The 14,566-nt window shown below is 57.9% G+C and carries 8 protein-coding genes and 3 pseudogenes; 4 read left to right on the top strand and 7 right to left on the bottom strand.

Annotation, left to right across the window (positions count from 1 at the left end):
• Window positions 1–82: 82 nt before the first annotated feature.
• Both katG and aroC read right to left on the bottom strand, forming a co-directional pair.
• Window positions 83–2,288 (bottom strand): annotated as a pseudogene (gene katG / locus ACZ1GM_RS13840) (catalase/peroxidase HPI).
• Window positions 2,289–2,682: 394 nt separating this feature from the next.
• The gene (gene aroC, locus ACZ1GM_RS13835) at window positions 2,683–3,753 is read right to left on the bottom strand and encodes a chorismate synthase (protein WP_472676960.1); all 1,071 of its coding nucleotides are present in this window, start codon (window positions 3,751–3,753) and stop codon (window positions 2,683–2,685) included.
• A gap of 351 nt (window positions 3,754–4,104) precedes the next feature.
• Here aroC and ruvA point away from each other — a divergent pair, with 351 nt between their 5' ends.
• From ruvA to ruvB, 3 genes and pseudogenes are all read left to right on the top strand, one after another.
• Window positions 4,105–4,713 (top strand): Holliday junction branch migration protein RuvA, encoded by a 609-nt coding sequence (ruvA, locus tag ACZ1GM_RS13830; protein ID WP_472678582.1) that lies wholly within the window; start codon window positions 4,105–4,107, stop codon window positions 4,711–4,713.
• Window positions 4,713–5,237, top strand: a complete 525-nt coding sequence (locus ACZ1GM_RS13825; RefSeq protein WP_472676959.1) for a hypothetical protein — start codon at window positions 4,713–4,715, stop codon at window positions 5,235–5,237. Before ruvA ends, ACZ1GM_RS13825 begins: the two co-directional genes overlap by 1 nt.
• A pseudogene (gene ruvB / locus ACZ1GM_RS13820) lies at window positions 5,234–6,275 on the top strand (Holliday junction branch migration DNA helicase RuvB). Before ACZ1GM_RS13825 ends, ruvB begins: the two are co-directional and overlap by 4 nt.
• A gap of 522 nt (window positions 6,276–6,797) precedes the next feature.
• On the opposite strand, the gene ACZ1GM_RS13815 reads toward ruvB, so the two are convergent.
• From ACZ1GM_RS13815 to ACZ1GM_RS13795, 5 genes and pseudogenes are all read right to left on the bottom strand, one after another.
• Window positions 6,798–8,204, bottom strand: coding sequence for a hypothetical protein (locus ACZ1GM_RS13815; protein ID WP_472676958.1), 1,407 nt, complete (start codon window positions 8,202–8,204; stop codon window positions 6,798–6,800).
• 81 nt (window positions 8,205–8,285) lie between these two features.
• Entirely contained in the window at window positions 8,286–8,819 is a 534-nt protein-coding gene (locus ACZ1GM_RS13810) for a rhodanese-like domain-containing protein (RefSeq protein WP_472676957.1), read from the bottom strand.
• A gap of 181 nt (window positions 8,820–9,000) precedes the next feature.
• Window positions 9,001–11,674, bottom strand: a pseudogene (acnA, locus tag ACZ1GM_RS13805) (aconitate hydratase AcnA).
• Between the two features lie 414 nt (window positions 11,675–12,088).
• Window positions 12,089–12,307, bottom strand: a complete 219-nt coding sequence (locus tag ACZ1GM_RS13800; protein ID WP_472678581.1) for an EamA family transporter — start codon at window positions 12,305–12,307, stop codon at window positions 12,089–12,091.
• Window positions 12,308–12,325: 18 nt separating this feature from the next.
• Window positions 12,326–12,985: a DMT family transporter gene (locus tag ACZ1GM_RS13795; protein WP_472676956.1), complete on the bottom strand. Its 660-nt coding sequence runs from the start codon at window positions 12,983–12,985 to the stop codon at window positions 12,326–12,328.
• Between the two features lie 162 nt (window positions 12,986–13,147).
• Between ACZ1GM_RS13795 and ACZ1GM_RS13790 the strand changes: the two genes are divergently transcribed.
• Complete coding sequence (locus ACZ1GM_RS13790) at window positions 13,148–14,560, top strand: L,D-transpeptidase family protein (RefSeq protein WP_472676955.1); 1,413 nt, start codon at window positions 13,148–13,150, stop codon at window positions 14,558–14,560.
• Window positions 14,561–14,566: the final 6 nt, after the last annotated feature.

Genomic DNA, 14,566 nt, shown 5'->3' with positions numbered 1-14,566 from the left:
GCCGCCCAAAAAAGCCCCCGGCATTTCTGCCGAGGGCCCTTGGTGCGACCCAGGGGGTCTGATTTGCCGATCTACAGCGAGATCAGGCGTGGTATTTCGCGTGGCTGAGGTCGAACCGATCTGCGTCCATAACTTTGGTCCATGCGGTGACAAAGGTATCGACAAACAGCTGTTCATTGCCGCTTTCTGCAAACACTTCTGCTTGCGCACGCAATTGTGAGTTTGAGCCGAAGATCAGGTCGGTGCGTGTGCCGTGCCACTTTTCTTCGCCCGTTGCGCGGTCAGTCGCGACATATTCCTCGTCTTCGCTGCCATCGACTGGGGTCCATTTGTTGCCCATATCGAGGAGGTTGACGAAGAAGTCTGTGCTGAGCGTCCCAGCGCGGTCGGTGAAGACACCGTGGCCGGTGTTGCCGCTGACCGCACCCAATGCGCGCATGCCGCCGACAAGCGCAGTCATTTCAGGCACGGACAGGCCGAGCAAATGTGCGCGGTCGATGAGCAAGTCTTCCGTTTTCACTGACGCCTTATTGCGCAGATAATTGCGGAAACCATCAGCAAATGGCTCAAGCGGTTCAAAGCTCTCTGAATCGGTGTGCTCTTCGCCTGCGTCGCCGCGCCCGGTGGTCACATCGACGCTGGCGTTGAATCCGCCATCCTGAGCAGCTTTCTCAACCGCTGCGGCACCTGCCAGAACAATCGCATCTGCCATGGAGATGTCGCCGCGAATTTCTTCCAACTTGTTCAGCACCTTGCCGAGCTCATCGGGGTCATTCGCCGCCCACCCACTTTGCGGGGCGAGGCGCACGCGGGCACCGTTGGCGCCGCCGCGGTGGTCAGAATTGCGATATGTCGACGCGGAAGCCCATGCGGCTTTGACGAGCTCGCTGACTGTTAGGCCGCTCGAAAGAACCGCAGACTTGAAGTCAGTAATCGCGCTGTCCGATGGCGTTGAACCAGCTGGAACAATGTCCTGCCAGATCATGTCTTCTTCTGGCACTTCTGGGCCGAGGTAACGCGCCTTTGGCCCCATATCACGGTGGCACAGCTTGAACCATGCACGCGCAAATGCGTCGTCAAGGGCAGCTTGATCGCTACGAAACCGTTCGGATATCTTGCGATATTCCGGATCCACTTTCAGCGCCATATCGGCGGTGGTCATCATGGTTGGAACCTTCTTGGAAGGGTCACGCGCGTCAGGCGCCATGTCCTCTTCCCGCTGGTCGATTGGTTGCCATTGCTGCGCACCGGTACGGGCTCTTGACCAGCTCATACTCGTAATCGAGCAAGAGGCGGAAGTAATTGCCGTTCCACTCAGTAGGTGTGTTGGACCATGCCCCCTCAATGCCGGACGTAGTAATATGACCTTTGCCGATTTCCTCAGCATCGTTCAGCCAACCAAAACCCTGAAGTGCCAGATGTTCACCTTCTGGAGAGCCTCCAAACGTGTCGGAAGGTTTCGCCCCGTGCGCCTTACCAAAGGCATGGCCACCAGCGGTTAGAGCAACGGTTTCCTCGTCATTCATCGCCATACGCGCAAAAGTTTCACGCATATCACGTGCTGATTGTAGCGGATCAGGATTGCCGCCCGGGCCTTCCGGGTTGACGTAAATCAGACCCATCTGGATCGCTGCAAGCGGGTTCTCAAGAGCGCGACCTTCGTCTGGAATGATCCGGGTCTCAGCGCCGGTATCAACCCACAGCTCTTCCGTACCCCAGTAGGTCGTTTCCGGCTCGAACACATCTTTGCGTCCGCCGCCAAATCCGAAGACCGGGCCGCCCATGCTCTCAATCGCGACGTTACCGGCTAGGATAAGCAAGTCAGCCCAGCTGATGTTCTTGCCGTATTTCTGTTTGATCGGCCACAGCAGACGGCGCGCCTTGTCGAGGTTGCCGTTATCGGGCCAGCTGTTGAGCGGTGCGAAGCGTTGCTGGCCGCTGCCACCACCGCCACGACCGTCGCCTGTTCGATAGGTGCCTGCGGCGTGCCAAGTCATACGGATGAAGAATGGGCCATAGTGACCATAATCGGCGGGCCACCAATCCTGGCTGTCCGTCATCAACGCGGTCAGATCAGCCTTTAGCGCATCATAATCGATCGCATTGAATGCTTCGCAGTAGTCGAAGTCTTCACCAAGCGGGTTTGCCGAACGACCACCCTCCGTGAGAATTTCAACATTCGCAGTTTCTGGCCACCAATCCTTGTTGGTACGGCCCAAAAGCGAGCGTGTGTCATTGGAATGATCGAACGGGCATCCGTTCGCCATATCTCCGGTTACTGCATCCATGGGGAGTCTCTCCTTAGCTGAAATGAAATAGGCGAAATCGCCGCCGCTGAGTCGTTTGCCAACCCTTCATGACGGTTTCACGGTAATTCGTCCAATCGATTGATTGGTTGTGATTGAGTGAGTAAGTAGATTAAGAGCGCTTTTGGTTTTCCGCAGCACATCCGTGCTGCGATTTCCTCGCGACTTGCGGACAAGTGCACGTCGCTGCGGACTGCCGTTGGCCTTTGCGGTCGGCTCGTCGCCGACCGTGCTCCGCATCCCCGTGGATGATTTCAACTTGGAATTGTCCGGCGAGCGGCTAGCGAGCCGCAAGCGCGACCGCGCGCCCTCAGATGCTCTGTAGCGTGGCGAAAGATCGCATCGAGGATGCACACGCGGAGGCGTGTGCGCAAAACTAACCAACTTGCCCCCGGTGCAGCATCTTATGATCGGCCAGCACGAGCGCCATCATCGCCTCCACAACGGGCGTGCCGCGAATGCCCACGCAGGGATCATGGCGACCTTTGGTGCGCACTTGGGTCGCTTCGCCTTCATTGGTGATCGAATCGACTGGCGTCAGGATTGAACTGGTCGGCTTGAACGCGACGCGCACCACCACCTGCTGCCCGGTGGAAATACCACCCGCGATCCCGCCCGCATGGTTGGCGGCGAAGTCTATTGAACCGTCCGCGCCCGGCGACATAGCATCAGCATTTTGCTCGCCAGATAGCCGCGCTGCGCCAAAGCCTTCGCCAATTTCGACGCCTTTGACGGCATTGATGGTCATCATTCCTGCGGCGAGATCGCTGTCGAGTTTTGCATAGACCGGCGCGCCCCATCCGGCGGGTACGCTTTCCGCGACACATTCTACGACTGCGCCGAGCGAGGATCCTGCTTTGCGGGCGTCATCAACCAGTTTGGCCCAGCGCTCTGCAGCTGCGGCATCGGGGCACCAGAACGGGTTGTTGTTGATTTCGCTCGCATCGAAATTCGCCGGATCAACTGTGTCGCCACCAATCTCGCTCACATAGCTCGTCAGCTTGACTTCAGGGATAGCGAGCCGCGCCACAGCGCCCGCCGCGACCCGCGCAGCCGTTTCGCGAGCGCTTGACCTGCCGCCGCCGCGATAATCGCGAAAGCCATACTTTGCGTCATAGGTGTAGTCCGCATGGCCTGGGCGATAGGTTTTGGCGATTTCGGAATAGTCTTTGCTGCGCTGATCGGTGTTCTCGATCATCAGGCTGATCGGTGTGCCGGTCGTCCTGCCTTCGAATACGCCAGAGAGGATCTTCACCAGATCAGCCTCCTTGCGCTGCGTCGTAAATTTGTTCTGACCCGGTTTGCGCGCGTCCAAGAATGGCTGGATCACGTCCTCGCTCAGTTCCAGTCCGGGCGGGCAGCCATCCAGCACCGCGCCAAGCGCAGGTCCATGGCTTTCGCCCCAAGTGGTAAAGCGCAGCACGCGTCCGAATGTATTCCAGCTCATAGCGGTCTCCATAGCGCAACATCGGTGCGTGTCGAGATATGGGTGATTGAGGTGAAGGAGGGTTTTGTTTGTTTTGACCTCAAGCGCCGGCGTTCGCGTCCGCTCACGTAGGGTTGGCCTTTGGCCAGCTTCGCTTCCCGGCCTAACGTAGCCGACGGGCAGCCGCCCTTGCGATCCGTCCGTTGGCGGATCGAACTGGATCGAGACCGCAGGTCTCGCAAGCACGACTGTGTGCCCGCAGGGCCTCTGCGCTTGCGCAGGTAAGGCCCGAGGATATCGCGCGCGGGATGGCGTGCGGAAAACAAAGACTCGCCTATGGCATCGCACACCAATTTCCTCCACACAGCACCCATGATCGCAAAACTATCCGGCAGGCTCGACGAAGTGGGCGAGGATTGGGCCATCGTCGATGTGCAGGGCGTCGGCTATCTGGTCCATTGCTCCACGAAAACGCTCGCGGCGCTGGGCGAAGTGGGCGAGGGGTGCACGGTGCATACCGATCTCCAGGTGAGCGAGAATGACATGCGCTTACTGGGCTTTGCGGAGAGTGCAGAGCGCGACTGGTTCCGCTTGCTGACACAGGTTCAGGGGGTGGGCAGCAAAGTGGCACTGGCAATCTTGTCGGCGCTTTCGACCGGCGAGGTTCGTGATGCCTGCGCGGGCGGCGATGCAGCGATGGTGGCCCGCGCGCAAGGCGTGGGGCCAAAGCTGGCCGGGCGCATCGTCAACGAGCTGAAGGACAAGGCCGGAGCGTTACCGGGCGGAGGTATGGCAGGCGTGCCCGCCACGGCGATCTCACAGGCTGGCGGTGCAAGCGCGGATGCGGTGAGCGCGCTGGAGAACCTTGGCTTTAAACCTGCGGTCGCGGCGCAGGCGGTCGCGCGCGCTCAGAGCGAGCTTGGCGAGGACGCCGCAGAGGGCGATCTCATCCGAGTGGCACTAAAGAAGGCGGCTGGGTGATGGCTAGATTTTCAGTTATCTTCGCCGGGTTGGCTTCTACTATGGGCTGTAGTGATGCCAGAGGCTCAGTCGACGAAACACCTACTGAAGACCCAATCGACTATGCGACGGCGATTCCTCTCGACGCTGAAAACCTTGCCGAAGGTGGAATGGTTGACGGCTATGCTTCGATTACGAGGGTTATCGCTGATCCATGTGTGCGATGGGAGGCGCTTACTCAAAGCCAAGAAGGGACACCTGACTACAGCATTCACACTCTGGATGAGACCCAATTGGTCTATGGCCAAAATGCCGGACTCGATCACTGGGCAGTTGCAAGCGCCGTGCTTTTCGATGTTGTTAATAAACAGCTGAGCGAGTGCGGCTTTAAAATATACGCCCTCATGGGAGGGAATGATCTGCACGCTGTTGCGCTCACCGAATGGCAGTTTCAGGAAGCATTGCAGTATCATAAGAGGCCATCTGATCGGCCATATAAGCCCACTCACTCGCCTCCAAATTATGGTTATCCGGCTTCAGAATGACCGAAGACCAACCCATCCATTCCCCCGACAGGCAACCCGACGATCCTGACGCGGCGCTGCGTCCTAAGTCTCTCAAAGAGTTTATCGGGCAGCAATCCGCGCGCGAGAACCTGCGCGTTTTTATTGAGTCCGCCAAGTCGCGCGGCGAGGCGATGGATCACACGCTGTTCTTTGGCCCGCCGGGGCTGGGCAAGACCACGCTGGCACAAATCATAGCTGGCGAGCTGGGCGTTGGCTTTCGCGCAACCTCAGGCCCGGTCATCGCAAAGGCAGGCGATCTGGCGGCGTTGCTCACAAACCTGGAGCCGCATGATGTGCTGTTCATTGACGAGATTCACCGCCTCAATCCCGTGGTCGAGGAAGTGCTCTATCCCGCCATGGAGGACCGCGCGCTCGACTTGATTATTGGCGAGGGACCAGCGGCGCGCAGTGTGCGGATCGACTTGCCGCCTTTCACGTTGGTGGGCGCGACCACGCGACAAGGCCTGCTGACCACGCCGCTGCGTGACCGCTTTGGTATTCCGGTGCGCCTCAATTTCTACACCCATGATGAGCTGGATCTGGTGGTCTCACGCGCTGCGAAGCTGCTGGGCCTCAATATCGATAAAGACGGCGCGCGCGAGATTGCCCGCCGTTCGCGCGGTACACCGCGTGTCGCGGGCCGATTGCTGCGCCGGGTGCGCGACTTTGCCCATGTCGCGGGCGAAGCCACAGTCACTCGCGCGCTCGCCGACAACGCTCTGACCAGGGCTGGAAATCGATGCGCTCGGCCTTGATGCGATGGATCGCCGTTATCTGATGATGATCGCCGATATCTATAAAGGTGGGCCAGTTGGGGTGGAGACCTTGGCGGCGGGACTCGCTGAACCACGCGATACCGTTGAGGACGTTATTGAGCCTTATCTCATTCAATTGGGGCTGATTGCGCGGACCGCACGGGGGCGGTGTTTGAACGATCGTGGTTGGGAACATCTTAATATCGATGCCCCTCCGCAGGCGGCGGAGACCCAGAAAAACCTATTTAACAAAGACAGTTAACGTACCGAGTAAGAAAGCCGAAAGCGCCGGTCCCAATCAGAGACAAGTGGCGCAAACTGCTCGCCATCATCTGCAAAATTTACAATCAGTGTGCCGAGTGAGTAATAAAGGTTAACGCTCGGACGCATAGAGATTCGCGGATCGAGCAAAAGGGTCTGGTGGGGAAGAGAGGTTGGCTCGCTTTCCTGACCTAATAGGAAGTTGAACTATGTCGGTAAAAGCAGCTCTTGCCAAACTATCCGCAACCGCAGCAGGCGGCGCGCTTGTCGCGGGCGGCGCGGTCCATGTGGCGGAAAAGCCGATCACGGATGCGCCGTCTTATAAGTCTGCGCAACAATCGGTGAAGGGGCCTCGCTATGTTAAGCAAGCCAAGCCCAAGCCGATCAAGCGTGCGAAACGCACTATTCCTAAGCGGCCAAAGCCAACCCCAACACCAGCAGTTCGCACCGTTCGCAAACTTGAGTGTATCCCGGCGACTTCGCCAGAGGCTGCGCGCAATCCTGACAATGTTTGCCCGCCGGTCTATCGTACGGCGCTGGCCCCTGTACCGGTTCCGCCACTTCCAGAGCGTCGCCCGGTCTCCGGCGGCGGCGCATCGCGCTCAATCGGCGGCGGCTTTGGTGGCGGTCTCGCAGCACCACTCGCGGCGTTTGGTGGCGGCTTTTTCGGCGGCTTCTTTGGCGGCGGTGGAGGCGGCGGCGGCGGTGGTGAAACCATCGTTGAGATCGTCAATAACAATGACGGCAGCGTTTCAAGCAGCACCAGCTCGAGCACGGGCCAGATTTCGTCTTCAACGGGTGAAGTCTCGAGCAGCACAGGACAGATATCCTCGTCAACCGGCGAGGTCTCAACCAGCACGAGCACAGGTGCAATCTCAACATCGACCAGCACTGGCGGTGTGACATCATCAACCGGTGAAGTTTCAACCAGCACGAGTACGGGTGCGGTTTCGAGCAGCACGGGCCAAGTGTCTTCTACGACAACCTCCAGCTCTAGCGGCAATGTCAGCAGCTCATCATCGAGCAGTTCGTCATCCAGCTCCAGCTCTTCTTCAAGTTCCTCAAGCTCCGGCGGCTCAAGCGGCGGCATGACATCCAGTGGCGCATCAACCAGTGGTATGGGTTCCAGCGGCATGAGCAGCGGTGGCTCTTCTGGCGGGTCCGGTTCTTCGGGCAGCTCAGGTGGCAGCAGTTCATCTGGTGGTTCGTCAAGCTCGAGCAGCTCGTCTTCGGGCGGTAGCTCAGGCTCATCCGGCGGCTCGACCAGCCACGGTGGCAGCACAAGCGGCATGACCAGTACGGGCGGTATGACCAGTGGTGGCTCGACTGGCGGCTCTTCGAGCGGTGGTTCCGGCTCGTCCGGCAGCTCAGGTGGCTCCAGCTCATCTGGTGGTTCATCAAGCTCGAGCAGCACGTCGTCATCAAGTTCTTCCAGCTCGTCTAGCTCCGGTGGGGCCTCGAGCGGTGGTTCAACCGGCGGGATGACCAGTACTGGCGGCATGACGAGCACGAGCGGTGGTTCATCAGGCGGCTCCTCAGGTGGATCAAGTTCGTCAGGTGGCTCCGGCGGATCGTCCAGCTCTGGCAGCTCTTCCTCGTCGTCATCATCATCTAGCTCATCAAGCAGCTCGACGTCTGGAGGCGCAACCAGCAGTGGCGCGACGTCAAGCGGTGCGACTTCGAGCGGCGCGACCAGCAGTTCAAGCTCTGGTAACATGACATCGAGCACCAGCTCTTCGAGCTCTGGTTCTAGCAGCAGCTCTTCCTCTAGCTCATCATCAAGTTCGTCTACATCGTCATCCAGCGGTGGAACGACTGGCGGCACGACCAGCGGAACCGAAGTTCCTGCACCGCCAATGACGGTTCTGTTCGGTGTGGTTGCTGCAGTCCTTTTGCGCCGCAAGAAACTGCGCGAGATTTTCAGCCGCAAGAAAGCTGCCTGATCGGTAGCGAATCAAGCGGAACTTCAAACTAAACGGGCGGCTTTCCAGACAGGACGACCGCCCTTTTTCTAGCTGGCGTTCGTTAAGAGCCGCTGTTGTTCCAGCGCCGTTCCCACCCAATCGATGTCTTTCACCGACATGACACCATCCAGTTCCCACACATTGGTGTAGCCATATCCGTGCAGGTTGATGAAAGTCGGAATGTTTAGCGCGAGCGGTGCGGCTTTGAGCGCGACAGGGGCGATGTCGTTGGTGAAATTGTTATTGCAGTAGATGAAGATTGGGCGGTTCGGGTTATCACCAATGACGTCGCGCAGCTTTTCATCGGTAAAGTCCGAGAAAGGCAGGTTCACTGCGCCGGCAACATGGCCGAGCTGAAAGGCGGCGGTCGAACGCGTGTCGAGGATAAGCGCATCGGGTGCTGCGGCTTTGGTGAAGAAGGTGTCCTTGTTGAGAAGCCGCTCTGCACGGATTACTCGCACACTTTCGGTCAGCGCGGCAAAGCCATCATAATCAATTTGCGGCTCCGCCGGTGCCGCCTCTTGTGCATGGCCAGTGGTCGCCATCGCCACAATCGCGAATCCCAACACCAATCGATACATGTCCCATCTCCGTTCAGCGTGACGAAGAATGGGGCTACCGGGATGTCACTGCGCTGAACGTATCTCACATCTAAGGAACAGAAACGGGCTCGGATTCCTTCGACTTTTCAGCTGCCGAAGCATCGCAAGCCGCCAGTGTTAAACCGCTGGCAGCACGATTGCGAGAACAGCAGTTTTCACTTTATGCCGCCAACTTCCGCAGCACGTAATGGAGGATGCCGCCATTGCGGTAATATTCCATTTCGTTGGCGGTATCGATCCGGCACAGCGCGGTGAAGCTGGTTTTGCTGCCGTCGGCGCGGGTGACTTCGATCTCGAGTTCCTGCTGCGGTTCGAGGTTAGCCAGACCCTTAATGGTGAAGCTGTCATCGCCTGATAATGCGAGGCTCTCCCGGCCTTGACCTTCCTGGAATTGTAGCGGGAGAACACCCATGCCAACGAGGTTAGAACGGTGAATACGCTCAAAGCTCTCAACGATCACTGCGCGCACGCCCAGCAGGATGGTGCCCTTCGCGGCCCAGTCGCGCGATGAACCCGTGCCGTATTCCTTGCCGCCGATTACTACCAGCGGTGTGCCGTCGGCCTTGTGCTTCATCGCGGCGTCGTAAATCGCCATCTGCTCGCCATTATAGGTGGTGTAGCCACCCTCAACACCGGGTACCATTTCGTTCTTGATGCGGATATTGGCGAAGGTGCCACGCATCATCACTTCATGATTTCCGCGACGCGAGCCGTATGAGTTGAAGTCAGCCTTTGCGACCTGATTCTGCATCAGATACTCGCCGCCGGGGCTGTCTGCCTTGATCGCACCGGTACGGTGAGATGTGGTCAGTCGTAACACTGTCACCGAGCACGGCCAGAGGCTTTGCATCAATCACGTCAGTGACTGGCGCTGGCGTCATTTCCATGCCTTCGAAATACGGAGGGTTGGCAACATAGGTGCTGCCCGGACGCCATTGATAGGTATCGGATGCTTCAACCTGGATCGCCTGCCAGTGCTCATCACCTTTGTAGACATCGGCATAGCGGGTTTCGAACATTTCGCGGTCTATGTTGGCCGCGCGGTTCTCTGCAATCTCGGCATTGGTTGGCCACAGATCGGCGAGCATCACGTCATTGCCGTCTTTATCCTGACCCAATGGCGTGGTGGTGATGTCCTCAGTGACAGTACCTTTTAGCGCATATGCCACAACGAGCGGAGGCGAGGCGAGGAAGTTCGCGCGCACATCCTGACTGACGCGGCCTTCGAAATTGCGGTTCCCCGACAAGACGGAAGCGGCAACGATATCATTGTTGTTGATCGCTGCACTGATCGGTGGAGCGAGCGGGCCAGAGTTGCCGATGCACGTGGTGCAACCATATCCGACCAGATCGAACCCGATTGCGTCGAGATCGTCCTGCAAGCCCGATTTCACGAGATAATCGGTCACAACCTGGCTTCCGGGTGCAAGCGAGGTCTTGACCCATGGCTTGGGTTGCATTCCGCGCTCATTGGCTTTTTTGGCCACTAGGCCTGCCGCAATCAGGACGTCTGGGTTGGACGTATTGGTACAGCTGGTGATCGCCGCAATCACGACATCGCCGTCGCCAATGTCATGATCGGTGTCGGCCACATCTACGCGAACCGGCGCATCTTTTTTGTAAGTCGTCTTGAGGTCGCCATTGAACAGCTCACCCACCTCGGGAAGTATGACCTTATCCTGCGGGCGTTTTGGCCCAGCGAGGCTGGGAACGACTACGCTCATGTCGAGGTCGAGCGTCTTGGTGAAGATCGGCTCATTGTCCGGCTCAAACCACATGCCCTGCTCTTTCGAATAGGCTTCAACCAGTGCGATGTTCTCTTCACTGCGACCTGTCAGGCGCATGTAATCCAGCGTCTTGTCGTCAATGCCGAAGAAACCACATGTCGCTCCATACTCCGGCGCCATATTCGCGATGGTCGCACGGTCGGCGAGCGTCAGATTGGCAACGCCAGGACCGTAAAACTCAACGAAACGACCAACGACGCCAACTTCGCGCAGCATCTGCACACAGGTCAGCACGAGGTCCGTTGCGGTCACACCTTCGGCCATTTTGCCGGTCAGTTTAAATCCGACCACTTCCGGGATCAGCATCGAGATAGGCTGGCCAAGCATCGCGGCTTCTGCCTCGATCCCGCCAACGCCCCAGCCGAGTACGCCAAGGCCGTTGATCATCGTTGTGTGGCTGTCTGTGCCGACGCAGGTGTCGGGATAGGCAACGGTCACGCCGTCCTGATCCTGGCTTGACCATACGCCCTGGCCGATGTGTTCCAGGTTTACCTGGTGGCAGATGCCTGTGCCGGGAGGCACAGCGGAGAAGTTCTCAAAGCTCTTCGAGCCCCATTTGAGGAAGTCATAGCGCTCCGCATTTCGGGCATATTCAAGTTCCACGTTCTTCTCAAACGCCTTGGGGTGCCCGAATTCGTCAACCATTACAGAGTGGTCGATCACGAGATTGACCGGAACCTGCGGGTTGATCTTGGCAGTATCGCCGCCAAGCTTGCTGATCGCATCGCGCATTGCAGCAAGGTCAACGACGCAAGGAACGCCGGTAAAGTCTTGCAGTAGGACTCGGGCAGGGCGGTATTGAATTTCGCTGCCAGTAACCGGGTTCTTCTGCCAATCAGCAACCGCTCGGACATGCTCTTCACCGACGGTGAAACCGCCGTCTTCAAAGCGGAGCATGTTTTCCAAAAGGACTTTCAGGCTGAATGGCAATTTCGACACATCACCAATCGACTCTTCCGCCTTGGCGAAGGAGTAGTAGGCGTATTCTTTGCCGCCAACATTTAGGGTAGAACGTGTTCCGAGCGTGTCCTTGCCGACCTGAGTCATGCGCGCGATTTCCTTTCTGATTTGAAAGCCGCAGCATGTCCAACCATTCGCGCGGCCATTTATGCCCCGCCACCTGCGCGTTTCGCGCGAATTGGTCAAGAGTTAGCTTATGGTTCTGGCTGGCGAAAATCGAGAAGCGGTTACAGATGTTACAACCGTTTACTAGGTCAATCCGAAGCCGTCGATTAGAGGCTTTTGCATACGCAGTTACACGCAGAGGGGCACCGCGTAATGGGGGACACATCGGTCGAGGCCAGATTGGCTAGCCTTCGCGCCGGTGTCATTGCCGCGATCACAGCAGTGGTGGCATGTTTCGCGGCAGCGGTGTTCCTCACCCCAAATTCCAGCCCAGCTGCGGCACAGACCGCAGACGAGCCCTCGGACGCATCAGCAGAGACCCGACCATAACCATAATTATGGCGGGCTCTGCATTTGTGGTTTTCTGGTGGCGATCCAGCACCCGATAACGATCAACCCAGCGCCGGCGAGCGTGGTTGCGCTCAGTTCTTCATTAAATAAGAGCCAACCGAACAACGCCGCCCACAAAAACCCCGTATATTCAATTGGAACAAGCGCTTGCGCCTCTGCGCGGGCATACCCCAGGATAAGAAAAGAGCGACCGCAACAGCGAATAAAGCGCCGGAGGTTAGCTCAAGCCAGACCGTACCCTGCGGCAAGACGAGCAGGAATGGCGCAAAGCCCAGCAATATGAGCGACACAATTCCATTTTGGAAGGTGCTGACCTCGCTCGGCGAAGCAAGCAATGCTTGCTGGCGCTGCAGGATCAGGTTCCAGGCGTATAGGACGGCGGACAGCAACAGAGCGATCAGGCCAATGATGGCGTCGTGACTCATTTCTTCCTGCCCCAAGCGTACCGCTAACAATTATGGCCACGCCTGCCAGGCCCAGTAGCGCCGCTATGATCGCCTTGCGCTGGATTGTCTCACCCAGCAGCAATGCGGCGAGATAAAGCGCAATCAGCGGAGCGATGAAAGACAGGGCAATGGCCTCCGCCAGTGGAAGCCGCACGAGTGCAAAAAAGAACGTCCAGCCCATAAATGCGACCACCGTTCCGCGAATCAGATGGACGCGAAGCGCGTCACGGCCCGGCCATTTGCGTGTTCTTGCCCACCAGATCGGCGAGATGATCGCAAAGCCAATCACGCAGCGCAGGAAGAACGCGCTATATGCTCCGACAGCCAATGATGCGCTTTTCATCACGGCGTCCATGGCTGAAAAGAATGCGATGCCGATGATCGTTGCGACAAACGGCTTCCAATTGTGATCCGCAGTGTGCTTCGGGCCGTTCATTGTGCTGTTGCATAAGCTCGTGCCGATCGCTCGCAAGCGAATTCAGGCCAAACTCACTGAATTCAGGAAAGGGTAAGGCGCGAGCTTGGAAAATAGCGGTCAGATAGTGTATTGGAAATCGTGGTGCGCAGTAGGCATTATGATTGAGTATCGGTGGGTTGTATGACGAAAATTCGTGTTTCTTTAGCTGGGCTTGCGGCGGGACTGCTGGCGGCTGGAACGGCCACTGCGCAGAATGCTGAACCACAGGATCTGCTGCCAACCGCACAAGATACAGCGCAGGCAGAAACATCTCAGCCGACACAGCAAGCAACCTCAGTGCAAGAGGCATTTGAAGGCACTGTTTTTGCTGAGCAGGCCGAGGTGGTGCAAAAGACTTACGGGCTGACCGGCGAGTGGTCAGTGGCGCAGGCGGAAGAGCTCGCGGCATTTATCGATGGCATAGGTTCGGAAGGGCTCGACCCGGCAGATTATGGGCCTGAAAGCCTGCGCACCGCGATTGCGGCAGGCGAAGGCGAAGTCCTGAACGCTCTGGCCAGTCGCGCTTTCGTGTGGCTGGTCGAGGATCTGCGCGATGGCCGTACTCCGATGGAATCTCGCAAGCAGTGGTTTGTGGTTGATCCTGACGCTGACCGTATGCCGACTGGCAAACTTCTTGAAGATGCATTGGCCAGCGGCGCAATCACCTCAACCCTTACCGCGCTCAATCCGGTGCATCCTGACTATGCAAAGTTGAAAGAGGCGCTGGCGCAAACCGATGATCCGGATCGGCGCAAACTGATCAGGGCAAATATGGATCGTTGGCGCTGGCTGGCTCAGGATCTGGGTAAGAAATATCTCCTGACCAATGTACCGGAATATCAGCTGCGCCTGACCGTCAATGACAAGATTATCCGCAGCTACAAAACGGTTGTTGGCAAGCCTGGCCGTCAGGCCACGCCGCAGCTAGCTGAGATGGTCGAGGGCGTGGTGTTTAACCCGACCTGGACGGTGCCGCAATCAATCGTGAAGGGCGAGGGGCTTGGAAATAAGGTCCTCAACAATCCGGCGTGGGCGAAGCGCAATGGGTATAAGGCGACAAAGGGTGCGAATGGCTGGATCACCGTCGTGCAGCAGCCGGGGCCAACCAATTCGCTGGGACTGATGAAGCTGCATATGCCCAACGCCCACGCGATTTTCCTGCATGACACGCCCTCGCGACACCTGTTTAAGAACGCCAATCGCGCGCTCAGCCATGGCTGTATTCGTGTTGAGGGCGCGCGCACGCTGGCCATGACGATGGCGATGCTGGGCAATATGCAGACCAAGGCGGATATTCCGGAGATCCAGAAAGAGGTCGAAACGATCACTGCGAGCGGCAAGTACACGCTGTATGACATCAAGAATGAGTGGCCGGTCTACATCACCTATTTCACGATGGCGCAGGATATTGATGGCGAACTGAAGACGTTCAAGGACATTTATGGCCGCGATGAGCCTGTCCTCGCTGCGCTGGAAAAGCCACGCCAGATAGAGCGTTTACGTGAGACCCAAGAAGAGGTGATCGTGATCGAGAATGATCCGCGGGCGGGGTAAAGGGCT

This window comes from Qipengyuania sp. JB2-7 (assembly GCF_055693485.1).
The sequence above is the reverse complement of the archived record's forward strand: the minus strand, read 5'-3'. Positions and strand labels throughout refer to the sequence as shown.

What these genes read in the sequence shown, in the direction of transcription:
- aroC (WP_472676960.1), bottom strand. Translation starts at nt 3,753, where the DNA reads ATGAGCTGGAATACATTCGGACGCGTGCTGCGCTTTACCACTTGGGGC.
- ruvA (WP_472678582.1), top strand. Translation starts at nt 4,105, where the DNA reads ATGATCGCAAAACTATCCGGCAGGCTCGACGAAGTGGGCGAGGATTGG.
- ACZ1GM_RS13825 (WP_472676959.1), top strand. Translation starts at nt 4,713, where the DNA reads ATGGCTAGATTTTCAGTTATCTTCGCCGGGTTGGCTTCTACTATGGGC.
- ACZ1GM_RS13810 (WP_472676957.1), bottom strand. Translation starts at nt 8,819, where the DNA reads ATGTATCGATTGGTGTTGGGATTCGCGATTGTGGCGATGGCGACCACT.
- ACZ1GM_RS13795 (WP_472676956.1), bottom strand. Translation starts at nt 12,985, where the DNA reads ATGAACGGCCCGAAGCACACTGCGGATCACAATTGGAAGCCGTTTGTC.
- ACZ1GM_RS13790 (WP_472676955.1), top strand. Translation starts at nt 13,148, where the DNA reads ATGACGAAAATTCGTGTTTCTTTAGCTGGGCTTGCGGCGGGACTGCTG.